This is a genomic window from Nocardioides panaciterrulae (assembly GCF_013409645.1).
Classification (GTDB): domain Bacteria; phylum Actinomycetota; class Actinomycetes; order Propionibacteriales; family Nocardioidaceae; genus Nocardioides; species Nocardioides panaciterrulae.
This window is the reverse complement of sequence record NZ_JACCBG010000001.1, coordinates 1162513-1184163: the sequence shown is the minus strand read 5'-3', so window position 1 is coordinate 1184163 and position 21651 is coordinate 1162513. Positions and strand designations below refer to the sequence as shown.

The window sequence follows — 21651 nt, the reverse complement described above, 5'->3', positions numbered from 1 at the left end:
CGTCCGCGGGAGGTGGTTGAGTGTCCGCCATGACCGAGCCCACGACCGCGTCCCCTGACCAGGGACCGCTCTGCGACCTGCTCGTCCTCGACCTGACCCGCGCCCTGGCCGGCCCGCACGCCGCGATGATGCTCGGCGACATGGGCGCCCGGGTGATCAAGGTCGAGTCCCCCGCCGGCGACGACACGCGCGGCTGGGGGCCGCCGTTCCTCGGCGAGGACGACGAGCGGGAGTCGACGTACTTCCTCTCCGCGAACCGCAACAAGGAGTCGCTGGTCCTGGACCTGAAGACCGAGGAGGACCGTGAGCTCCTCGCCCGCCTCGTGCGCCGCGCCGACGTGCTGATGGAGAACTTCCGCACCGGCGTGCTGGACCGGCTGGGGTTCCCGGTCAGCCGGCTGCACGAGCTCAACCCCGGCCTGGTGGTCCTCTCGATCACCGGCTTCGGGCACGACGGCCCCGAGGCGAAGCGGGCCGGCTACGACCAGATCGCCCAGGGCGAGGGCGGCCTGATGTCGCTGACCGGCACCGAGGCGCCCACCAAGGTGGGCGTCCCGATCGCGGACCTGCTGGCCGGCATGAACGGCGCGTTCGGCGTGCTCGCCGCGCTGCACGAGCGGACGCGGACCGGCCGGGGTCGCGTCGTCCGCACCTCGCTGCTGGCCGGCATGGTCGGCGTGCACGCCTTCCAGGGCACCCGCTGGACGGTCGCCGGGGAGGTGCCGGGGCTGGCCGGCGACCACCACCCCTCGATCGCCCCCTACGGCCTCTTCGAGACCGGCTCGGCCCCCATCCAGATCGCCTGCGGCTCGGAGAACCTGTGGCGGGCGCTGTGCGCCGCGCTCGACCTCGACCCGGCCGACCCGCGGTTCGCCACCAACTCCGACCGGGTCGCCGACCGCGACGAGCTGATCGCGCTGCTGGAGTCGCACTTCGCCACCGACCCCGCCGAGCACTGGCTGGCGCTGCTCGCCGAGGCGGGCGTCCCGTCGGGGAAGGTGCGCACGCTCGACGACGTCTACGCGTGGGAGCAGACGCGCTCGCAGGGGTTGCTGCTGGACGTCGAGCACGCCACCCAGGGGCACCTGCAGCTGCCCGGCTCGCCGGTCCGGTTCGACGACAACCCGTTCTCCGGCGGCCGGTCGACCCACGCCGCTCCCCCGACGCTGGGCCAGCACGACTCCTCGATCCGGGAGTGGCTGGACGCCGAGGACTGACCGCCCGCCGCGGGTGACGTCCGGAGCGGTTCCGGGCCCTTGGTCCCTCCTCGGGGCGGTGCCGGCTGCCTACCGTGACGGCATGACCGACACCAGGCGCGACGCACGGAGCGAGAGTGCGGCCGGGACCGCCGGCGGGACCCAGGCGGCGAAGGCGGCGCAGTCGGCCGGCACGGGAGCCGCGCCGGGATCCGCCCCGAGCCACGCCGTCGTCGTGCTCTCCCGGGCGCTCGACCAGGCCGGGGACGTGCTCGCGCGGGTGCACTCCGACCAGCTGCGGCGTCCGACCCCCTGCCGGGACTGGGACGTCGCCCGGCTGATCGCCCACCTCGTGGCCGCGCCCACCCGCTTCCTGACCGCCGTGCGCGGCGAGGAGCCGGACTGGTCGGCCGAGCCACCGCCGATCGGCACCGAGTGGGCGCAGGTCTTCCGCAACGAGGCCGACGACCTGATCCACGCCTGGCACCAGCAGGGCGACCGCGCCGAGGTCCGGATGGTGGACTGGCAGACCGCGGAGTTCGCGGTGCACACCTGGGACCTCGCCCAGGCCACCGGCCAGTCCACCCGGCTGGACCAGGAGGTCGCCGAGCGGGCGCTGGCGTTCATGGCCGCCGGGCTCACCCCCGAGAACAGGGGCGACGCGTTCGCCCACGAGGTCGAGGTCGAGGACGACGCCCCGCTCTACCACCGGCTCGCGGCGTACGCCGGCCGCCAGCTCGACGACGCCTGGGCGGACGGGACCGCCTGACGCCCGGCGCCACGACGTACGCCCGGCGACGTCGAGCCGGCGGCCCCCCGCGCCTAGCCGAGGTCGACGATCGCGGCGACCGGGCCGCCGCCGTCGGGACCCTGGTGGGCCGCCGAGACCGACACGAAGACCGCCGGGTCGCCGGTCACCGCGGCGGTGACGCCGCCGACGCAGGACTTGATCTGCCGGTGCCAGTGCACGTCGGAGTCGTCCAGCATCGCGTTGCGGCGGCCGCGGACCTCGCCGTCCTGCGAGACCTCGCACTTGAGGAAGACGTTGACCAGCCGGCCGTCGAGGTCGGAGGTGTGGGGGCGCTCGGGCAGGTCGAGGCCGGCGTCCTTGATCGCCGCCCAGATGCCGTCCTGGTCGAGCGCGTCCTTCATCACCGAGTGGCCGATGCGGTAGCGGCCGCCGACGCCCGGCGCGTTGCCGACGACGACCACCTGGGCCTGGTCGAGCTCGACGCCGGAGGAGCAGGAGGCGACCGAGGAGTAGAGCGAGCGGTCGTGCATGACGTCCTCGTCGGAGGGCATGTCGATCTCGCCGAGCGCGACGGCGACGCCGAGCGCGGTGCAGCCGTTGGAGAGGTCCATCGACTCGTGCGTGTGCTCGGTCCACACGGTCTTGCCGCGGCTCTTGGCGTCGCGGATGGTGTGGATGGTCAGCAGCGGGGTCTTGGTCTGGACGTAGTGCACGTCCTTCGGGTCGGTGATGCCGGCGCGCTCCATCGCCACCTTCACCGCGTCGGCGACCTTCTCGATCATCGCGGTGCGGCCGATGTCCTCGGGCAGCAGCTGCTCGCTCATCGCGAAGCCGACGGTCAGCCGCGGCTCGTCGGTGGGCTCGGCGTCCACGGTGGCGAAGATCGTCGCGTGGGGGCTGATCACGCCGTCGGTGCCCCCGGACCAGACGATCGGGACCTGCTTGACCTGCTCGGCCGGGGCGCCCTTCTCGACCAGGACCTCGCGGAAGGCGCGGTCGGCGATGATCCGGGTGTAGTCGTTGACACCGCCGTTGCCCTCGGTCTTGCCGATGATGGCGATCACGCGCGAGGCCTCGAACACCTTGTCGTCGATGAGCTTCGCGAGCTCGGAGGCGTCGGCGACCGAGTGGATCGGGACCTTGCGTACTTCGATGGCGTTGGGCACTGTCAGTTCTCTCCCTGGTCGAGTGGGTCGGGTACGACGACGGTTCCGCCGTCGGCGGTGATGGCTTCCACGATGTGGTCGAGGCTCGTGATGACCGCCCGGCTGCCGCCCTGCTCCACGAAGCGGCACGCGGCGTCCACCTTGGGGCCCATGGAGCCGCTGGCGAAGTGGCCCTCGGCGGCGTACCCCCGCAGCTCGGAGGCGGTGACCTCACCGAGCGGGCGCGCCTCGGGCGTGCCGTAGCGCAGGACGGCGTTGGGCACGTCGGTGGCGATCACCAGCACGTCGGCACCGAGGTCGCGGGCCAGCAGCGCCGCGCCGAGGTCCTTGTCGATGACCGCCTCCACCCCGTGCAGGGTGCCGTCGGCGTCGCGGACCACGGGGATCCCGCCGCCGCCGTTGGCGACGACGACGAACCCGGCCTCCACGAGCGCCCGTACGGCGGGGGCGTCGACGACCTCGAGCGGCTCCGGGGAGGCGACCACCCGGCGCCAGCCCTTCACACCGCGGTCCTCCCAGGTCTCGCCGTGCTCGACGAGCACCCGGGCCTCCTCGGCCGGCAGGAACCGGCCGATCGGCTTGGTCGGGCGGAGGAAGCCGGGGTCGTCGGCGTCGACCCGGGCACGGGTGACGACCGCGGCGGTGCGCCGCGCCACGCCACGGCCCGCCAGCGCCGCGTCCAGGGCGTTCATCAGGACGAACCCGAGCGTCGCCTGGGTCTGGGCGCCGCACCAGTCCAACGGGACCGGCGGCACGACCGAGGCGGCGAGCTCGTTCTTCACCAGCAGATTGCCGACCTGGGGCCCGTTGCCGTGGGTGATCACGACGTCGACGTCGTGCTGGAGCAGGTCCGCGACCGCCTCCATCGCCACGTGGGCGGCCGAGATCTGATCCTCCGGCCGCGCCCGCCCGTCAGCGTTGGTCATGGCGTTGCCGCCGAGCGCGAGGAGCACCTTCATGCGTCGAACCTAGTGACCCGGGACACCCCTCAGCACCGTGCCGCGCGACCAACCGGCGCCGGTTCCGCTGGCAAGACTTGCCAACCGGGTGACCGGCTCAGCGGCCGCCGGCGACCCGCAGCGTGGTCCCGGTGACGTACGACGCCTCCTCGCTCATCAGCCAGGCGATCGCGCCGGCGACCTCCGCGGGCTCGCCCGCCCGGCCGAGCGGGACCTTCGCGCCCACCCGCTCGAGCCGGCCGGCGTCGCCGGCGTCCTGGTGGATCCGGGTGCGCACCAGCCCCGGCGCCACGCCGACCACCCGGATGCCCTGGTCGGCGACCTCCTGGGCCAGCCCGACGGTCAGCGCGTCGACGCCGGCCTTCGCGGCGGCGTAGTGGACGTACTCCCCCGGCGAGCCCAGGGTCGCCGCCCCCGAGCTGACGTTGACGAGCACCCCGCCGGACCCGCCGTACGACGTCGAGAGCGCGCGCACCGCGGCCCGGGCGACCAGCAGCGCGGCGGTCAGGTTGAGGTCGACGACCCGGCGTACGACGTCGACCGGTGTCTCGGCCAGCGTACCGAGGTGCAGCGTAGCGCCGGCGTTGTTGACCACGCCGGTGAGCCGGCCGTGGGCGGCGGCGCGGGTGAAGAGATGGTCCACGCCGGCCGGGTCGGTGAGGTCCGCGCGCACCACCAGGCAGCGCGCGCCGGCGTCCTCCACCGCCAGCCGGCACTCCTCGGCGGCCGGGCCGTCACGGACGTGGCCGAGCACCAGGTCGTGCCCGTCGGCGGCCAGCCGCAGCGCCGTCGCGGCCCCGATGCCGCGGGTGCCGCCGGTCACCAGGGTCAGCGGTCGCTTCATGCCGGGCAGTCAACCAGCCCGGGTGGCGCCCGCCGCGACGACCCCTGGGGCCGCTGGGGCCGAGCTGTCGGGGACTCCTGGGCGGCCCGCTCACTCCTCGTCGAACCGCGGGTCGGCCAGCAGGTACTGCGTCATCCGGCCGCGCGGGCCGTGCGGGGGCCGGACCGGCTCGGGCACCATCCGGCTCTCGGTGGTGTCCCAGAACGAGTCGACGAGGTGCAGCACCCGGCGGGCGACCATGCCGGGCAGGCCGGTGTGCGGGGCGTAGGGGTGGGGTCGCGAGGGCGCGGCCAGCTCGGCGGCGTGCAGCCGGTCGGACAGCCGGCCGAGCGCGGCCGGGTCGAGGCCCACCGCCAGCCGGTCGACGAGCGCGTGCTCGGCCTCGCGCTGGCGGGCCAGCGCGACGGCGACGTCGTTCCAGACCGCCTTCCAGGAACGGCCCACGTCGTACACCGAGCCGTACTCGCGCGCCTTGACGTGGGCCAGGGCGAGCTCGAGGTCCCGGGCGGTGTGCAGGTAGTCGTGCACCACCCGGCCGCCGTCGGCCGCCGCGTGCCGCACCCGCGGGAGCAGCACGGCGTCCACGCCCGCGAGGTGCTGGGCGGTGGCGGCCAGCAGGCTGTCGATGTGCTCGGCCGCCTTGCGCGGCTGGCCGGGGGTGTGCGGCATGGCGCTGGCCCGGTCGAGGCGGGCGGCCAGGTGGTCGTGGGTGAAGAGGATGTGGCTGTGCAGGGCGTCCGGCATGGATTTCACCTCGGTGGCGACCGCGCGAGAGGCGGCCTGCTTCCATTGAATCCCGGCGGTCAGCGTCCCTCAAGCAGGTCGCGCAGCGACCGCGGCGGCCGCCCGAGCAGCGTGCGCATCGGCAGCGTGCCGACCGGCAGCCCGTGTCGGTCGTAGTAGCCGAACATCCGCAGCAGCCAGTCCCGCACCCGGGGCTCCAGCCCGGCGCCGGCGGAGCGGGCCCAGTCCCGGGGATCCACCTGTCGCAGTGGCGAGCCGAGGGCGGCGGCGAGCTCGGCGACGGTGGCGCGGAACGACGCGAGCTCGTAGGTCGCCCCCTCGTGCCCGTCCTCGAGCAGCATCCGGGCCGCCACCGCCGCGACGTCGCCGAGGTCGGCGAACCCGAAGGAGGCGCCGGGCCGGTAGGGCAGCACGATCTCCTCGCCGGGCGCGAAGTTCTGGACGTAGGCGCCCGGCTGCAGGATCGTCCACGCGACGCCCGAGCACCGCACGACGTCCTCGGCCCGCGCCTTGCCGAGGTGGTGCGGCATCGCGGGTGCGTAGGGCGAGGCCACCGAGTGCAGCACGAGCCGGCCCACGCCCGCCCGGCGGGCGGCCTCGACGACGGCCCCGGCGTACGCCTCCTCGTCGGCGTGCATGTTCGGGGCCACGACGTACGCCGAGCCGCAGCCGGCCAGCGCCCCCGCCAGGTCGGTCCACGCGGCCCGGCCCAGCGGGACCGCCTCGGCGCCGCGGGCACGCACGGCCGCCGCCACCGCGCGACCGGTCTTCCCGGTCCCGCCGAGGACGGCGACCCGGGCCGGGGTCACGGCGCTCACGGGCCGCTCAGACCCGGTCGACCTCGGCCGCGGCCGCCCCGCCCGCGAGCCGGGCGTAGCCGGGTCCGCGGTCGAAGAACGCCCCGGCGGGGGCCGGCCGGGAGGCCCGTGCGGCCGCCGTCGCGTCGGCGTCGTAGGACAGCGAGTCGTCCTCCGGCGAGCCGGTCAGCACCACGCCGTAGTCGGCCAGCGCCGCCTCCGGCGAGACCTTGCGCCACACCACGTCGCGCACCACCAGCTCGGGATCGCGCTCGAGCGGATTGCCCCAGCCGCCGCCACCCGTGGTGCGGATCCGGATCACCTCGCCGGCCCGGACCGGCTCGGAGTCGGCCAGCGCGTCGACCTCGCGCTCGTGCGGCCCGCCCGGGTCGATGGTGACCTGGAACGGCCGGCCGGCGAGACCGCCCTTGACGCCCCAGCAGGCCAGGATCGACCGGTCGGCGATCGACATGAAGTGGGCGTCCTTGAGCATCCGGATCTGCTTCTCGTAGCCGAGGCCGCCGCGGAACTTCCCCGCCCCGCCGGAGTCCATCGCCAGCGACAGCGCCTCGACACGGAACGGGAAGCGGGCCTCGGTGAACTCCGTGGGCAGGTTGCGGGAGTCGGGCACCACGTGGATGGTGTCCTCGCCGTCGGCGTAGTAGCGGCCGCCGGAGCCGCCGCCGAGCACCTCGCGCATCAGGTACGGCCGGCCGTCGTGGTCCTCGCCGTACACGCCGGTGTAGCGGATCGTCTCCTGGTCGGCCGGCATCCGCCCGTCCACCGCCTTCGCGACCACGCCCGCGAGCACGCCGAGCAGCCGGAGGATGACGAACGTCCGGGCGTTGGTCGGCGCCGGGAAGACCGGCGTCAGCAACGTGCCGGGCGGCGGGAACCGCATCTCGATCAGCGGCACGATGCCCTCGTTGACGTCGAACTCGGCCATCCGCTCCGGGGTGTCGGCGAGGTTGCGCAGGATCGGCGCCAGCCACTTCTTGAGGAAGACGCCGTCGCTGTAGTCGCCACAGTGGTTGATCGGCCCCTTGGCCTGCGGGCTGGTCCCGTCGAAGTCGAGCACCAGCCGCTCGCCGTCGGGGTCGTCGGCGGCGGTCCGCGTCAGCGTGATCCGCTGGGTGTGCAGCTGTGGCTCGTCGACGCCGTCGTGCTCGGCGTAGTCCTCCCAGACCCAGCTGCCGACCGGGATCTTGGCGAGGATCTCGCGGCGGTACGTCGTGGTCGTGCGGTCGATGATCGCGTCGAAGCAGGACTCGACCGTGTCCACGCCGTACCGGTCGAACAGCTCGCCCAGCCGGCGGGCGCCCATCAGGCAGGCCGAGCACTCCGCGTCGAGGTCGGCCGCGAGGCTCTCCGGCATCCGCGAGTTGCGGGTCATGATCGACAGCGCGGCCCGGTTCGGGACGCCCGCGTCCCACAACCGGATCGGCGGGACCATCAGGCCCTCCTCGAACACGCTGGTCGCGTGCGAGGGCATCGAGCCGGGCACCGCGCCGCCGATGTCGTCGTGGTGGCCGAAGGCCTGGACGAACGCCACCACCTGGCGCTCCCCCTCGGGGCCGGCGAACACCGGCACGGTCACGCACAGGTCCGGCAGGTGGCCGATGCCGCCCTCGGACCGGTAGACGTCGTTGTGGAAGAAGACGTCACCCTCGCGCATCTGCTCGATCGGGAAGTCCCGGGCGACCGGGTGCACCAGCGCGGAGTACGAGCGGCCGGTCAGCTTGCGCAGCAGCCGGTCGTGGATGCCGGCGCGGAAGTCGTGGGCGTCGCGGATCATCGGGCTGCGGCTGGTGCGGGCGATGGCGGTCTCGACCTCCATCTCGACGCTGGCCAGGTAGCCCTTCACGATCTCGACCAGCACGGGGGCGGCGCTCGCCCCGGCGTCCGCGGTGAGGCTGCCGAACGGGAACTGGGTGGGCGCGCGACGGCTGCCGGTGTGCGGCGCGCCGGTCAGCGGCGCGGTGCTGATGTCGACCGGGATCACTTCTCCCCCTCGCGGGTCACGATGATGTTGAGGTACTCGTCGATGCGGGCGGTGAACCCGGGGTGCAGCGGCACCGTGGAGCCGAACTCCTCGATGATCGCGGGGCCGGTCACGGTGGTGCCGGGCCGCAGGTCGGGCCGCCAGTAGACGGGGCTGTCGACGTACTTGTCCTCGGGGTCGAAGCAGACCGGGCGGTGGCCCTTCGCCACCGGCTCGGCGCCGGCGGTCGCACCGCCGTCGTGCCGGCGGATCTCGGGGCGCTGGATCGGGCCGATGCCCGAGACCCGGAGGTTGACCCACTCGACCTGCTGGGAGGGGTCGCCGGAGAAGTCGTAGCCGTAGAGGGCCCGGTGCTCGGCGTGGAAGCGCCGCCCGACCTCGTCGAGCACCGCGGCGTCGACCGGCCCGTCGGGCACCGGCACCCGGACCTCGAAGGCCTGCCCGAAGTAGCGCAGGTCGGCGGTGCGGGCGAAGACGTGCCGGTCCTCCTCGAAGCCCTCCTTGGCCAGCGCCTCGGCGGCCTGCGCGGTGAGCGCGTCGAGGACGCCGGCCACCGTGTCCGGCTCGAGGGCGTCGGCGAGCGCGACGTGGGTCTGCACGTAGTCGTTCTTCACGTCCACGGTCAGCAGGCCGAAGGCCGAGACGTTGCCGGGGTTCGGCGGCACCAGCACCGTCGGGAGGCCGAGCACGTCCACGAGCCGGCACAGCAGCAGCGAGCCGGAGCCGCCGAACGTGGTGAGGGTGAAGTCGCGGACGTCGAGGCCGCGCTTGACGGTGACCTGGCGCAGCGCGTTGGCCTGGTTCCAGGCCGAGATCTCCAGGATGCCGGCGGCGCACGCCTCGGGGGTCAGGCCGAGGTGGTCGGCCAGCTCCTCGATGCCGCGCCGGGCCGCCTCGACGTCGAGCGGGATCTCGCCGCCGAGCAGGTGCGGCGGGATCCGGCCCAGGAACACGTGGGCGTCGGTGATGGTGACGTCGGTGCCGCCCTTGCCGTAGCAGAGCGGTCCCGGGTCGGCGCCCGCCGACTGCGGACCGACCTTGAGGGTGCCCTCGGGCGAGAGCCAGGCGATCGAGCCGCCGCCGGCACCGACGGTCACGACGTCGATCATGGGGATCTTCGACGGGAACGCGCCGACGCTGCCCTCGGTGGTCAGGGTCGGCTCGCCGTCGATGACCACCGACACGTCGGTCGAGGTGCCCCCGCCGTCGGAGGTGAGCACCTTGTCGAAGCCCGCGACCTTCGCGATCAGCGCGGCGCCCAGGGCGCCGGCGGCCGGGCCGGAGAGCACGGTGGTGATCGGCTGGTGCACGACCTCGTCGGCGGAGAGCACGCCCCCGTTGGACTTCATGACGTAGAACGGGACGGTCCTCGCGGCGGTCGGGCCCGCCCCGGCGTACGCCGCCAGTCGCGCCTTGATGTTGTTGACGTACGCCGAGAGCCGGGGCTTGACCGCGGCGTCGACCAGCGTGGTCATCGCCCGCTCGTACTCGCGGTACTCGCGCAGCACCTGGCTGGACAGCGACACGACCGCGTCGGGGTGCTCCTCGGCGAGCACCGCCCGCATCCGCTCCTCGTGCTCGGGGTTGGCGTAGGCGTGCAGGAAGCACACGCCCAGCGTGAGGATGCCCTGCGCCCGGAACCAGCGGGCCACCGCGCGGGCGCCGTCCTCGTCGAACGGCCGCACCTCGGCGCCGGTGAAGTCCAGCCGGCCGCCGACGCCCTTGACCAGATGGCGGGGCACGATCCGCTCGGGCTTGACCCAGAAGTAGGAGTTGCCGTAGCCGTCCGGCACCGACTGGCGGGCGATCTCGAGCATCGCCTCGTAGCCCTCGGTGGTGATGAACCCGAGCCGGTCGACCTTGCCCTCGAGCAGCTGGTTGGTCGCGACCGTGGTGCCGTGGCTGACGGCCGTGATCGCCTCGGCTCCCCCAGCCACGTCAGCGCCCTGCGAGTGGCCCATCAGCCCGAGCACCTTGTCGATGCCGGCCATGAAGCCGTCGGCGGGGTTGCCCGGCGTGGACGGGGTCTTGGTCGTGACCAGCTCCCCCGACTCCTCGTCGAAGGCCACCACGTCGGTGAAGGTGCCTCCGGTGTCGATGCCGATCCTGATCCGTCGCCGCGCCTCGGGCGAGCTGTTCGTCATGCCGGACATTCAAGTCGCTCGCGACCGGTCCGGACCACGGCAGCATCTGCCGACGGAACGCCAGATTGCGGGCAACCCCTGCCAACCGAGGACGGCAGGTGGCCCAACTCAACGCGGCGGGGGGCCCAACTCAACGCGGCGGGGGGCCCAACTCAACCCGGCGCGGGGCCCAACTCAACGGGGCGGGGGGCCCAACTCAACGGATCAGGGTTCGGTGGGTCGTTCGTTGTAGATGCCGGCGGGCTCCTGGCCGGAGAGGTGTCCTATGGCGGCCATGATCTCGTCGGTGACCTGGCGGCGGGCGCGGCCGAGGGGGACGCCGTCGTAGCGGCCGGCGACCTCGATCGGGGTCCCGAAGCGCACGGTGACGGGGACGACGCGCGGCCGGGAGGAGCCCACCGGCTGGAGCTTCTCGGTGCCGGTCAGGCCGACCGGGACGACCGGGACGCGCGCGGTCAGCGCCAGGTGCGCGACGCCGGTGCGGCCACGGTAGAGCCGGCCGTCGCGGGAGCGGGTGCCCTCGGGGTAGATGCCGAACGCCTCCCCGCGCGTGAGCACCTCCAGGGCGGTGTCGAGGCTCGCCAGCGCGGCCTTCTTGTCGTCGCGGTCGACCGGCAGCATGCCGATCCCCTCGAACCACAGGCGGGAGGCGGTGCCCTTCACGCCCCGGCCGGTGAAGTAGTCGGACTTGGCCAGGAAGACCACCTTGCGCGGCACCACCACCGGGATCACCACGGAGTCCGCGAAGCTGAGGTGGTTGCTGGCGAGGATCACGCCGCCGGTGCGCGGCACGTTCTCCAGCCCGATCACCGTGGGTCGCCAGATCGCCTTGACCAGGGGCGGTATCACCCGGTGCAGCACCTCGTAGAACCCCGAGTCGGACGTCACGACAGGCATTGTCGCGCACGTCGGGCGCGGACGCGGCGAAGGGCCCTCGCAAGTATGAGTCGCAAGGGCCCCTCTGGTGACCGGTGCAGGTGGCGCTCCCGGTCGGTGGTCCGCAGGTCCCGGCCCCGATGACTCGCCACCCGGTCGTCGCGACGTCTCACCCGTCGAGCGGGCCCTCGCCTGCGGTCCATCGCGCTCTTCTGTGAGGAAGTGGCGCACCTCCATGGTGCCGTCCGGCGGGCCGCCCCCGGCAGGGACCAACGTCCCCTCATCGGCCCAGCCGGTCAGCCCGATCGGTCAGCCCCGATCGGTCAGCCCGGATCGGTCAGCAGGGCGCGATGCGTACGACGAGCAGCGCGATGTCGTCCTCCGCGCGGCCGTCGAGCTGCCCGAGCACGTGGTCACCGAGCTGCTCGGCGGTGAGGTCGGCCCGGTCGCGCACCTGGTCGAGCAGCCAGGACAGCCCGTCCTCCAGGGGTGCGCCGCGGCGCTCGACCAGCCCGTCGGTGTAGAGCAGCAGGGACGAGCCGGGCAGCAGGTCGAGCCGGTGGTCGTGGCGGTCGGTGCCGACCTCCAGGCCGAGCAGCAGGTCCGGCTCGGTCTCGAGCAGCCGGGTGCTCCCGTCGGGCTCCAGCAGCACCGGCGGCGGGTGCCCGGCGTTCGACCAGCGCAGGTGCATCGACCCGTCGGCGTCCGCGGTCTCGAGCTCGCCCAGCACCGCGGTCGCGACGCCGGGCAGCTCCACGCCCGCGATCGCGCTGTCGAGCTGCGACAGCACCACGGACGGGTCGCCCTGCCGGGTGTGCGCGACCCCGCGCAGCATGTTCCGGATCTGGCCCATGGACGCCGCCGCGCGCTCGTCGTGGCCCGCGACGTCGCCCACGACCAGCGCCAGCGAGCCGTCGGGGGCGCGGAACGCGTCGTACCAGTCGCCCCCGACCTGGACGATCTCGGCCGCGGGCTGGTAGCACGCCGCGATCTCCACGCCCGGGTAGCTGGTCGGGCGGGCGAGCAGGCTGCGCTGGAGCTCCTCGGACCACATCCGCTCGGCCTCCCGGATCCGCACGGACTCCAGGGCCTGGGTCAGCGCGGCCGCGAGCAGCCGCAGGAAGTCGAAGTAGCCGTCGTCGCGCCGCAGCATCGGGCTCAGGCGGACCACGAGCATCGCGTCGAGCCGGTCGTCCTCGGGCGCCAGCGGGAGCCAGCCGACCAGCCCGTCGTCGAGCGCCTCCAGCGAGAGGTCTCCGGTCAGCGGGGCCACCGGCGCCTCCGGCAGCGACGGGTCCCGGTCCGGTGCCACCCCGGCGACGCGCACCTCCGCCGCCTCGACGTCGGCCGGATGCGAGCGCAGCACCTCGAGGGCGCGCACCGGGACGTCCTCGACCCGCTCCACCGGCGCCAGCGCGTCGCGCAGCTGGGCCAGCATCTGCAGCCGCCGCCCGATGATCATCTGCGCGGTGGTCTCGGTCGTGATGTCGATGATGCCCTCGACCGTGCCGTCCGCGCCGCGCACGGCCGAGTAGGAGTAGCTGAACCAGCATTCCTCCAGGAAGCCCGAGCGGCGCATCGGCAGGTACTGGTTCTCGAGCCAGTTCGCCCGACCGGTGGCGATCACCTGCGCCATCAGCGGGCCGATGGTGTCCCACGCCTCCGGGAACACCCGGTCCGCGGGGCGTCCCAGCGCGCGGGGGTGCTTCTCGGCGATGAGCTCGACGTAGGCCTCGTTGTAGAGCAGCACGAACTCCGGGCCCCACAGCAGCGTGATCGGGAAGCGCGTGTTCAGCGCCATGGCGAGCGAGGTGCGCAGCGCGGGGCTCCAGCCCTCGACCGGTCCGAGCGAGGTGGCCGACCAGTCCACGGCTTCGTAGAGCTCCCGCAGGACGCCTGCGTCGTCGAAGGGTCCGGGCACCGGCGCAGCATTCCACGATAGGGACCGCGACGCGGCATCCTTCGCAGACTCGGCGGTGCCAGACTCGATCCATGAACGACGACCCCGACCTCCGGCATCGGATCCACGACCTCGTCGAGGAGGAGCACCGCCTGCGCGAGACCCTCGCCCGGGGCGAGATCTCGGCCACCGAGGAGCACCAGCGGCTCCGCCGGCTCGAGGTCGAGCTCGACCAGTGCTGGGACCTGCTGCGGCAGCGCCGGGCACGACGGGAGTTCGGCCAGGACCCGAACGCGGCCGAGGTCCGGCCCGAGGGCACGGTCGAGGGCTACCTGGAGTGAGCCCGGGCGTCGGTCCTAGCTGACCGCGACCGCCTCGACCTCGACCAGCTGGTCCTCGTAGCCCAGCAGCGGGACCGCGAGCAGCGTGCTGGGCGCGTCGTGCTCGCCGAACACCGCTCGCACGACCTCCCAGGCCGCGAGCAGGTCCTCGCGGCGGTCGGTCGCGACGTAGACCGTCGTCTTCGCGACGTCCTCGAGCCGGGCGCCCGCGCTCGCCAGCGCGGCCACCAGGTTGTCCATGACCAGCCTCGCCTGGCCGGCGACGTCGCCCACCGGGCCGATCCGGCCCTCGGCGTCGAGCGGGCAGGCGCCGGCGGTGAAGACCACGCCGCCGCCCGAGATCCGCGCGGCGTAGGCGTAGGGCGCGCGGTCGGAGAGGGCCTCGGTGCGCAGCAGCTCGACAGGCATGGGCCGAACCTACCCGCGGACGACGCCCGCGGCCTCCTCGAACGCCGCGGCGACCTCCAGCAGGAACCGGTCGCGCCCGTGCGGGGCCACGATCTGGACGCCGACCGGAAGCCCGTCGGCGGTCGTCCCGCACGGCACCGAGATCGCCGGGCAACCGGTGACGGTGATGAAGTACGCCGAGCGCATCCAGTCCAGGTAGCTCGCCATCGGCCGGCCGTTGATCGCGGTCGGGAACTCCTGGTCCGCGGGGAACGGCGGCACCTGCGAGACCGGCAGCACCAGCACGTCGTACGCCGGGCCGTCGACGCCGGCGAAGAACTCGCGCATCGTCTCGGCCAGGGCCGTGCGCTCCGTGTACGCGCGGGCGACGTCGGCGCCGGTCAGCGGCTCCCCCGCCCGGATGTTGTCCGCGAGCGACTGCTTGAAGGAGTCGGGGTGCTCGGCCAGCAGGCGGCCGAACTTCGCCTGGAAGTGCCAGGCGCGCAGGGTGCGGAACGTGTCGTCGGCCAGGCCGAGGTCGGGGTGGGCGTCGGCGACGGACGCACCGGCCCCGGTGAACACCGACGCCGAGGACGAGACCACCGCGGCGACCTCGTCGTCGACCTCGAACGCGCCGCCGAGGTCGACCGACAGCGCGACCCGGAGGCCGGCCAGCGACCCGCGCACCGGCGGCGCGAACGTCCGGCCCGGGTCGCCCAGCGCCAGCGGCGCCCGCGGGTCCGGCCCGGCCAGCACCGACAGCAGCAGCGCCAGGTCGCCGACGTTGCGGGCCATCGGCCCGCCCACCGACGTGGCCTCCCACTGGTTGTAGAGCGGCCACTCCGGGACCCGGCCCAGCGAGGGCCGCAGGCCGACCACCCCGCAGAACGACGCCGGGTTGCGCAGCGAGCCGCCCATGTCGGAGCCGTCCGCGAGCGGCACCATGCCGGCGGCCAGCGCACACGCCGCGCCCCCGCTGGAGCCGCCGGCCGACCGGGTCGGGTCGACCGGGTTCAGCGTGGTGCCGAAGACCGTGTTGAAGGTGTGGGACCCGGCGGCGAACTCGGGCACGTTGGTCTTGCCGAGCACCACCGCCCCGGCGCCGCGGACCCGCTCGACGAGCAGCTCGTCCCGGTCCGGCACGTGCTCGGCGTAGAGCGGCGAGCCGTACGTCGTGCGCCAGCCGGCCACCGCGTGGGTGTCCTTGAACGCGAACGGCAGCCCGTGCAGCGCCCCCACCTCGGCCCCCACCTCGGCGCCGTCGCGACCGGCCGTCGCGAGCGCCGCGTCGGCGGCGGCGGCGCCCGCCCGGGCGCGCTCCTCGTCGAGCGAGACGATCGCGTTCAGCTGCGGGTTGCGCTCGGCGATCCGCTCGAGGTGCAGGTCGAGCAGCTCGCGCGCGGAGATCGCGCGGCTGCGGACCGCAGCGGCCTGGTCGCGCGCGGTCGAGTCGACGGAGAGGTCGGTCATCGCGGTCAGCGCCGCCGTCCGAGGACGCCGCCGACGAACCCGCCGACGACCACGCCGGCCAGCACCAGTCCCGCGCCGAGCGCGACGCCCTTGAGGAAGTCGTCGTACGACGGGGCGGCGGCGGTCTTCGGCGGGGCGACGAACACCCCCGGCTGCGCCTCCACGGGGGCGCCGGCGGCGGCCGCCGCCTCGGCGACCGCGACCGGGGCCGGCACCGCCGGCACGCCGCCGAGCACCGCGTCGACGTTGCCGAAGAACTCCCCGGCCATCCGCCGCGAGACCGAGGTCAGCATCCGCTGGCCGACGCCGCCGACCATGCCGCCGACGACCGCGTCGGCGTCGTAGGTGATCGTGGTGGTGCCGTCGCCGCCGTCCTGGAACAGCACGTTCACGTCCGCGCCGATGGTGCCCGGGGTGCCCGCGCCCTGGAGCCTCATCACCAGCGAGCTGTGCGGGTCGAGGTCGGAGAGCTCGCACGAGCCGGAGTAGGTGCCCTTGATCGCCGCGACCCCGGCGGTGACCGTCATCGCGTAGGCGTTCTCGCCCTTGGCCTCGAGGCGCTCGCAGCCCGGGATCGTGCGCACGAGCACGGCCGGGTCGAGCAGCGCCTGCCAGACGCGGTCGACGGGGGCGTTGAGGGTGGCGTCGCCGGTGAACTTCACGAACGGGTCCCTTCGGGGGTGGAGCCGGCCGACGAGCGCTGGCGCAGCTCGAACAGCTCGGACGGGGAGATGGGCATGGCGGTGATCGTGAACCCCGGTGCGGACTGGGCCTCGGCGTCCTCGATCGCCGCGGCGAAGACCGCCGACGTGGGGATCACCCCGGCCTCGCCCGCACCCTTGATGCCCAGGGGGTTGAGCGGCGAGGGCGTCTCGAGGTGGTCGATCTCGATGGAGTCTGGCACCTCGGTGACGTAGGGCATCAGGAAGTCCATGAACGAGGCGTTGAGCAGCTGCCCGGACTCGTCGTAGACCATCCGCTCGTAGAGCGCGCCGCCGATGCCCTGGGCCACCCCGCCGTGGATCTGGCCCTCGACGATCATCGGGTTGATCAGGTGGCCGCAGTCGTGCACCACGGCGTACCTCAGGATCGTGATCTCCGCGGTCAGCGGGTCGGTCTCCACGATCGCGGCGTGCATGCCGGAGGCGAAGGTGGCCCGCTCGGGCGAGTAGAAGTCCCGGCCCTCCAGGCCGGGCTCCTCGTCCTCGGGGACCGGCGGCTTGCCGGGGTCGCCGACCGAGAACTGGGTCGCGGCCTTCGACGCCTCGTCGAAGGCGTAGCGCAGCGGGTTGGACAGCACCGAGACCGTGCCGAGGTCCAGCGCGGCGTCCGGGGAGCCCTTGACCGAGACCACGCCGTCGACGATCTGCAGGTCCTGCTCGTCGACCTCGAGCGCGTCGGCGGCGATCTTGAGCACCTTCTCCTTGGCCCGCTTGGCGGCCAGGTGGATCGCCGAGCCGCTCATCACCGCGGCCCGGGAGGCGAAGGTGCCCACGGCGTACGGCATCCGCCGCGTGTCGCCGGTGACGACCTCGACGTCCTCGAACCGCACGCCGAGCTCGTCGGCGACCAGCTGGGCGAACACGGTCGCGTGCCCCTGCCCCTGGGTGGTCAGGCCGGTGGCCACCTTGACCTTGCCGGTGGTCTCGATGTGCACGTGCGCGCCCTCGTAGGGGCCGACGCCGGTGCCCTCGACGTAGCAGGCCAGGCCGATGCCGACCCGGCGCCCCTGTGCGGCCAGCTCCCGCTGGTAGGCCGGGAAGTCGTCCCAGCCGATGAGCTCCTTGAGTTTCACCAGGGACGCGGGGTAGTCGCCGGAGTCGTACTCCAGCTCGCGGCCGTCCTGGAAGATGAGCCCCTGGTCGTAGGGGAACTCGTCGGGCTGGATGAAGTTCACGGCCCGCACCTCGGTGCGGTCCCGGCCGAGGTACGCCGCGATCGCGTCCATGGTCCGCTCCATGACGTAGCAGCCCTGCGGGCGGCCAGCGCCGCGGTAGGGCGTGACGATCACGGTGTTGGTGTAGAGCGACTCGAAGGTGACCCGGTAGGCGCCCGGCTTGTAGGGGCCCAGCAGCTGGGTGGAGGTGATGATCGGGACGATCAGGCCGTAGGGCGTGTAGGCGCCGTGGTCGTGCCAGAACTCCACGTCGAGGCCGAGCAGCCGGCCGTCGTCGTCGAAGCCGACCGTGACGTGGTGGACCTGGCCGCGCTCGTGGGCGGAGGAGATGAAGTGCTCGCGCCGGTCCTCGGTGAACTTCACCGTGCGCCCCAGCACGCGGGCCGCCATCGGCACCAGCAGCTCCTCGGGCCACGGGTGGTTGATCTTCACGCCGAAGCCGCCGCCGACGTCGGGGGTGATGACGTCGACCTGGCCGAGGTCGAGTCCGAGCTTGACCGCCACCGCGGCGCGGACGCCGGTCGAGCTCTGGGTGGAGGTCCACAGCTGGAGCCGGCCGAGGTCGGCGTCCCACCGGGCGACGGTGCCGCGGCCCTCCATCGGCATGCAGGCGCTGCGCTCGATGGTGAGGTCCAGCTCGAGCCGGTGCGGCGCCTTCGCGATGGCGGCCGGCGCGTCGCCGACGTTCTGCTCCAGGCGGGCGCCGACGTTGCCGGGCACGTCGTCGTGGACCAGGTTCCGCGCCGCGCGGGCGGTCTCGATGCCGACCACCGCCGGGAGCAGGTCGTACTCGACCCGGATCCGCGAGACCGCGTCCTCGGCGACGTAGCGGTCCTCGGCGACCACGAAGGCGATCGCCTCGCCGACGTAGTTCACCTCGTCCTTGGCCAGGGCGTACTGGGTGCGGCCGTGGGTCAACGCGGGGTGCGGGATCAGCAGCGGCAGCGGCTCCCCCATCAGGGGGGTCGCCAGCGGGGACCCCAGCGGGCCGGTGAGGTCGTCGTAGGTCCACACGGCGTGGACGCCCGCGACGTCGAGGACGTCGCTGACGTCGATGTCGACGATCCGGGCGTGCGCGTGCGGGGACCGCAGCACCGCGGCGTGCAGGGTGCCGGCCTCGGAGTCGACGGCGACGTCGTCGACGTAGCGCCCCCGGCCGCGCAGGAACCGCTGGTCCTCCACCCGCTGGACCGGCTGGCCCATCAGCTTCGTGGTCATGCGCGCTCCTCCACCAGCTCGGCGGCCCGCTCGACCGCCTTGACGATGTTCTGGTAGCCGGTGCAGCGGCACAGGTTGCCGGCGATCATGTCGCGGCACTCCTCCCGGGTCGGGCGGGGGTTCTCGCGCAGCCCGGCGGTGATGGTGGTCAGGAACCCCGGCGTGCAGAAGCCGCACTGGAGGCCGTGGCACTCTGCGAACGCCTGCTGCACCGGGCCGAGCGAGCCGTCCTCCTCGGCCAGACCCTCGACGGTGGTCAGCTCGGCACCCTCCGCGGAGACCGCGAACATCAGGCAGGAGCGCATCGGCCGGCCGTCGACCAGCACCGTGCACGCCCCGCACACGCCGTGCTCGCAGCCGACGTGGGTGCCGGTCAGGCCGAGGTCGTGGCGCAACGCGTCGGACAGCAGCCGCCGCGCCGGCACCTGCACCTCGTGGGTCAGGCCGTTGACGCACAGGCGGACCTGGTGGAGCTCGTCGGTCATCACTCGTCCTCGTCGGGGGTGCTGCTCCGGGCGACCGCGTGGTCGAACGCCGAGCGCAGCACCCGGCTGGTCAGCACGCGCACCAGCTGGGCCCGGTAGGCCGCGGTGGCGTGGATGTCGTCGGCGGGGTCGAGGGCGGCCAGCGCCCGCTCCCCCGCCGCGGCCAGGGCGGCGTCGGTGACGCCGCCGGCCAGCTCGGCCGTCAGGTCCACGACGCTGGGGACCTCGGCGACCGACAGGTAGCCCGCCCGCGCTTCGGCGACGGTCCCGCTGCCGGGCTCGTCGACGAGGCGGACCAGGGCCGCCACGCCGCACAGCGCGTAGTCGCCGTGCCGGCGGGCGATCTCGTCGAAGGCCACGCCCGCGCGGGGCGCGAGCGCGGGGAAGAACGCCGACACCGCGATCTCGTCGTGGTGCAGCGAGGACTCCAGCGGGCCGAGGTAGAGGTCGTGGGCGGCGATCCGGCGGCGGCCCGCGGGCCCCTCGGCCTCGACGTGGCCGCCGAGCAGCTTGAGCACGACCGGCATCTCGGCGGCCGCGTCGGCGTGCACGATCGAGCCCACCGTGGTGCCGCGGTTGCGGATCGTGGCGTGGGCGACGTGGGAGAGCGCCATGCCCAGCAGCGGCTGGACCCGGCGGGCGTCCTCGTGGGCGAGGACGTCGGTGTGCCGGGCGAGGGCACCGACCGTGACCCCGGGGTCACGGCCGGTGCTCCCGCCCTCGACCACCTCGATGGTGTCCAGGCCCGGGACCGCGTTGATGTCGACCAGCAGCGTCGGGGCCGCCAGACGCATCGACAGCAGCGGGACCAGGCTCTGGCCACCGGCCAGCACCTTGGCGTTCGGTTCGCCGGCCAGGGCTGCCAGTGCTTCCGGGAGCGACCCGGGTCGGCGATAGGCGAACGGTGCTGGTTTCACAGTGCCCTCGTCACCTCGTCGGCGCCAAGGTGCTGGGGACCGGTCGCGGTGGGGTGGCCCCCGGTGCGGTGGGGCCGGTTGACCATGTGGAAGTAGACGATCACCAGGATCGTGCCGAGCGCGATGCCGCTCAGCGAGAAGTTGTCGGTGAAGGTCAGCGTGACCCCGCCGATGCCCGCGATCAGGCCGGCCGCGAGGCCGACCATGTTCACCGGGTCGCCGAAGTCGACATGGTTCTCGACCCAGATCTTCGCGCCGACCAGGCCGATCATGCCGTAGAGCACGACGGTGATGCCACCGAGCACGCCACCGGGGGTGGCGCTGACGACGGCGCCGAACTTCGGGCAGAGGCCGAGCAGGATCGCCACGGCGGCGGCCACGTAGTAGGCGGCGGTGGAGTAGACCCGGGTGGCCCCCATGACGCCGATGTTCTCGGCGTACGTCGTGGTGGGCGACCCGCCGAAGAGGCTGGCCAGCGCCGTCGCGGCACCGTCGGCGGCGATGGCCCGACCCATGAACGGGTCGAGGTTCTCACCGGTCATCTCGGCGACCGCCTTGACGTGGCCGGTGTTCTCCGCGATCAGCGCGATGACACCGGGCAGCACGAGCAGGATGAAGGTCAGCGAGAAGCTGGGCCCGTGCACGACCGAGACGCCGTCGGCGAGCTTGCCGCTCGGGAAGCCGATCCAGTCGGCGGTCTTGACCAGGCTCCAGCTCAGGCGGTCGTGGTCGATCTGCTGGCCGTTGCTGGACCCGGTGATGGAGTGGATCTGGCCGAAGATCCCGTCGAAGAGCCACGAGACCACGTAGCCGAAGATCAGCGCGAGGAACACCGCGATGCGCGACCAGAAGCCGGGGAACAGCACCGCCGCGCAGACCATGAAGGTGGCGGTGAGCAGCGCCACCCACTGGTCCTGCGGCCAGTAGATGCCGGCCACCACGGGCGCCAGGTTGAAGCCGATCAGCATGACGACCGCGCCGGTCACGGCCGGCGGCAGGATCTTGTGGATGACCCCGGCCCCCGAGAAGTGCACGAGCAGGCCGACCAGGGCCAGCACCACGCCGGCGACCAGGATGCTGCCGGTCACGTCGGCGGAGTCGCCGTGCTGGGCGCGGATGGCGGCCACACCGGCCACGAAGGAGGCGCTGGTGCCGAGGTAGCTCGGGACCCGGTTCTGGCAGACGAGCAGGAACAGCACCGTGCAGATGCCCGAGAACATGATCGCCAGGTTGGGGTCGAGCCCCATGACGAGGGGGAAGACGAACGTGGCACCGAACATCGCGACCACGTGCTGGGCACCGAGGCCCACCGTCTTGCCCCAAGGGAGGCGCTGGCGCGGACCGACGGCCTCGCCCGGCGCGGGATGGACGAGATCCCACTTGAACATCGACATGGAACAGGACCCTTTCGCTTGCAGTGTTGGCCCCGAGGTGCTCTCAAGTTAGTGATCCACATGACACACCCTCGACGGCGAGGAGTGCTGAAGGAACACCGATTTCGATGGCATGTCTTGTGGGCGCGCCCGCCGGAGGCGGCGGCCCCGGTGCGGCCCCGGT

The 21651-nt window shown here is 73.5% G+C and carries 19 protein-coding genes; 3 read left to right on the top strand and 16 right to left on the bottom strand.

Annotated elements, in window-relative coordinates; all coding sequences use genetic code 11:
* Positions 1 to 29: 29 nt before the first annotated feature.
* On the top strand, positions 30 to 1217 hold the full coding sequence (locus BJZ21_RS05535; RefSeq protein WP_179662838.1) for a CaiB/BaiF CoA transferase family protein: 1188 nt from the start codon (positions 30 to 32) through the stop codon (positions 1215 to 1217).
* A gap of 82 nt (positions 1218 to 1299) precedes the next feature.
* Positions 1300 to 1965 carry a TIGR03086 family metal-binding protein gene (locus tag BJZ21_RS05530; protein ID WP_179662837.1) on the top strand — a complete coding sequence of 222 codons (666 nt, stop codon included), beginning with the start codon at positions 1300 to 1302 and terminating at the stop codon, positions 1963 to 1965.
* A gap of 53 nt (positions 1966 to 2018) precedes the next feature.
* On the opposite strand, the gene bar is transcribed toward BJZ21_RS05530, so the two are convergent.
* The 9 genes from bar to BJZ21_RS05485 all read right to left on the bottom strand — a co-directional run bounded on the left by bar (position 2019) and on the right by BJZ21_RS05485 (position 13400).
* Entirely contained in the window at positions 2019 to 3113 is a 1095-nt protein-coding gene (bar, locus tag BJZ21_RS05525) for a barbiturase (protein ID WP_179662836.1), read from the bottom strand.
* A 2-nt stretch (positions 3114 to 3115) separates the two neighbouring features.
* Complete coding sequence (locus BJZ21_RS05520; protein ID WP_179662835.1) at positions 3116 to 4072, bottom strand: carbamate kinase; 957 nt, start codon at positions 4070 to 4072, stop codon at positions 3116 to 3118.
* A gap of 97 nt (positions 4073 to 4169) precedes the next feature.
* Positions 4170 to 4916, bottom strand: a complete 747-nt coding sequence (locus BJZ21_RS05515) for an SDR family oxidoreductase (protein WP_179662834.1) — start codon at positions 4914 to 4916, stop codon at positions 4170 to 4172.
* A gap of 90 nt (positions 4917 to 5006) precedes the next feature.
* Complete coding sequence (locus tag BJZ21_RS05510) at positions 5007 to 5660, bottom strand: hypothetical protein (RefSeq protein WP_179662833.1); 654 nt, start codon at positions 5658 to 5660, stop codon at positions 5007 to 5009.
* A gap of 59 nt (positions 5661 to 5719) precedes the next feature.
* Positions 5720 to 6478, bottom strand: a complete 759-nt coding sequence (locus tag BJZ21_RS05505; RefSeq protein WP_179662832.1) for an NAD(P)H-binding protein — start codon at positions 6476 to 6478, stop codon at positions 5720 to 5722.
* A gap of 7 nt (positions 6479 to 6485) precedes the next feature.
* Complete coding sequence (locus tag BJZ21_RS05500) at positions 6486 to 8459, bottom strand: hydantoinase B/oxoprolinase family protein (RefSeq protein ID WP_343051971.1); 1974 nt, start codon at positions 8457 to 8459, stop codon at positions 6486 to 6488.
* Positions 8456 to 10603 carry a hydantoinase/oxoprolinase family protein gene (locus BJZ21_RS05495; RefSeq protein WP_179662831.1) on the bottom strand — a complete coding sequence of 716 codons (2148 nt, stop codon included), beginning with the start codon at positions 10601 to 10603 and terminating at the stop codon, positions 8456 to 8458. The genes BJZ21_RS05500 and BJZ21_RS05495 overlap by 4 nt, the downstream gene beginning before the upstream one ends.
* Positions 10604 to 10807: 204 nt before the next feature.
* The gene (locus tag BJZ21_RS05490; RefSeq protein WP_343051970.1) at positions 10808 to 11491 is read right to left on the bottom strand and encodes a lysophospholipid acyltransferase family protein; all 684 of its coding nucleotides are present in this window, start codon (positions 11489 to 11491) and stop codon (positions 10808 to 10810) included.
* Positions 11492 to 11816: 325 nt separating this feature from the next.
* Positions 11817 to 13400: a SpoIIE family protein phosphatase gene (locus BJZ21_RS05485; RefSeq protein ID WP_179662829.1), complete on the bottom strand. Its 1584-nt coding sequence runs from the start codon at positions 13398 to 13400 to the stop codon at positions 11817 to 11819.
* Between the two features lie 71 nt (positions 13401 to 13471).
* Between BJZ21_RS05485 and BJZ21_RS05480 the strand changes: the two genes are divergently transcribed.
* On the top strand, positions 13472 to 13720 hold the full coding sequence (locus BJZ21_RS05480; protein ID WP_179662828.1) for a DUF2630 family protein: 249 nt from the start codon (positions 13472 to 13474) through the stop codon (positions 13718 to 13720).
* 15 nt (positions 13721 to 13735) lie between these two features.
* On the opposite strand, the gene BJZ21_RS05475 is transcribed toward BJZ21_RS05480, so the two are convergent.
* From BJZ21_RS05475 to BJZ21_RS05445, 7 genes are read right to left on the bottom strand one after another with little or no spacing between them, the layout of a single operon-like run.
* Positions 13736 to 14128 (bottom strand): RidA family protein, encoded by a 393-nt coding sequence (locus BJZ21_RS05475; RefSeq protein ID WP_179662827.1) that lies wholly within the window; start codon positions 14126 to 14128, stop codon positions 13736 to 13738.
* 9 nt (positions 14129 to 14137) lie between these two features.
* On the bottom strand, positions 14138 to 15577 hold the full coding sequence (locus BJZ21_RS05470; RefSeq protein WP_179662826.1) for an amidase: 1440 nt from the start codon (positions 15575 to 15577) through the stop codon (positions 14138 to 14140).
* A gap of 5 nt (positions 15578 to 15582) precedes the next feature.
* Positions 15583 to 16239 (bottom strand): SRPBCC domain-containing protein, encoded by a 657-nt coding sequence (locus BJZ21_RS05465; protein WP_179662825.1) that lies wholly within the window; start codon positions 16237 to 16239, stop codon positions 15583 to 15585.
* Positions 16236 to 18692, bottom strand: a complete 2457-nt coding sequence (cutA, locus tag BJZ21_RS05460) for an aerobic carbon-monoxide dehydrogenase large subunit (protein WP_179662824.1) — start codon at positions 18690 to 18692, stop codon at positions 16236 to 16238. Before cutA ends, BJZ21_RS05465 begins: the two co-directional genes overlap by 4 nt.
* Positions 18689 to 19177, bottom strand: a complete 489-nt coding sequence (locus tag BJZ21_RS05455) for a (2Fe-2S)-binding protein (RefSeq protein WP_179662823.1) — start codon at positions 19175 to 19177, stop codon at positions 18689 to 18691. The genes cutA and BJZ21_RS05455 overlap by 4 nt, the downstream gene beginning before the upstream one ends.
* On the bottom strand, positions 19177 to 20094 hold the full coding sequence (locus tag BJZ21_RS05450; RefSeq protein ID WP_179662822.1) for an FAD binding domain-containing protein: 918 nt from the start codon (positions 20092 to 20094) through the stop codon (positions 19177 to 19179). Before BJZ21_RS05450 ends, BJZ21_RS05455 begins: the two co-directional genes overlap by 1 nt.
* Entirely contained in the window at positions 20091 to 21488 is a 1398-nt protein-coding gene (locus BJZ21_RS05445; RefSeq protein WP_218851317.1) for a uracil-xanthine permease family protein, read from the bottom strand. The genes BJZ21_RS05450 and BJZ21_RS05445 overlap by 4 nt, the downstream gene beginning before the upstream one ends.
* Positions 21489 to 21651 lie beyond the last annotated feature (163 nt).

What these genes read in the sequence shown, in the direction of transcription:
- BJZ21_RS05535 (WP_179662838.1), top strand. Translation starts at nt 30, where the DNA reads ATGACCGAGCCCACGACCGCGTCCCCTGACCAGGGACCGCTCTGCGAC.
- BJZ21_RS05530 (WP_179662837.1), top strand. Translation starts at nt 1,300, where the DNA reads ATGACCGACACCAGGCGCGACGCACGGAGCGAGAGTGCGGCCGGGACC.
- BJZ21_RS05520 (WP_179662835.1), bottom strand. Translation starts at nt 4,072, where the DNA reads ATGAAGGTGCTCCTCGCGCTCGGCGGCAACGCCATGACCAACGCTGAC.
- BJZ21_RS05515 (WP_179662834.1), bottom strand. Translation starts at nt 4,916, where the DNA reads ATGAAGCGACCGCTGACCCTGGTGACCGGCGGCACCCGCGGCATCGGG.
- BJZ21_RS05510 (WP_179662833.1), bottom strand. Translation starts at nt 5,660, where the DNA reads ATGCCGGACGCCCTGCACAGCCACATCCTCTTCACCCACGACCACCTG.
- BJZ21_RS05495 (WP_179662831.1), bottom strand. Translation starts at nt 10,603, where the DNA reads ATGACGAACAGCTCGCCCGAGGCGCGGCGACGGATCAGGATCGGCATC.
- BJZ21_RS05480 (WP_179662828.1), top strand. Translation starts at nt 13,472, where the DNA reads ATGAACGACGACCCCGACCTCCGGCATCGGATCCACGACCTCGTCGAG.
- BJZ21_RS05475 (WP_179662827.1), bottom strand. Translation starts at nt 14,128, where the DNA reads ATGCCTGTCGAGCTGCTGCGCACCGAGGCCCTCTCCGACCGCGCGCCC.
- BJZ21_RS05470 (WP_179662826.1), bottom strand. Translation starts at nt 15,577, where the DNA reads ATGACCGACCTCTCCGTCGACTCGACCGCGCGCGACCAGGCCGCTGCG.
- cutA (WP_179662824.1), bottom strand. Translation starts at nt 18,692, where the DNA reads ATGACCACGAAGCTGATGGGCCAGCCGGTCCAGCGGGTGGAGGACCAG.
- BJZ21_RS05455 (WP_179662823.1), bottom strand. Translation starts at nt 19,177, where the DNA reads ATGACCGACGAGCTCCACCAGGTCCGCCTGTGCGTCAACGGCCTGACC.
- BJZ21_RS05445 (WP_218851317.1), bottom strand. Translation starts at nt 21,488, where the DNA reads ATGTCGATGTTCAAGTGGGATCTCGTCCATCCCGCGCCGGGCGAGGCC.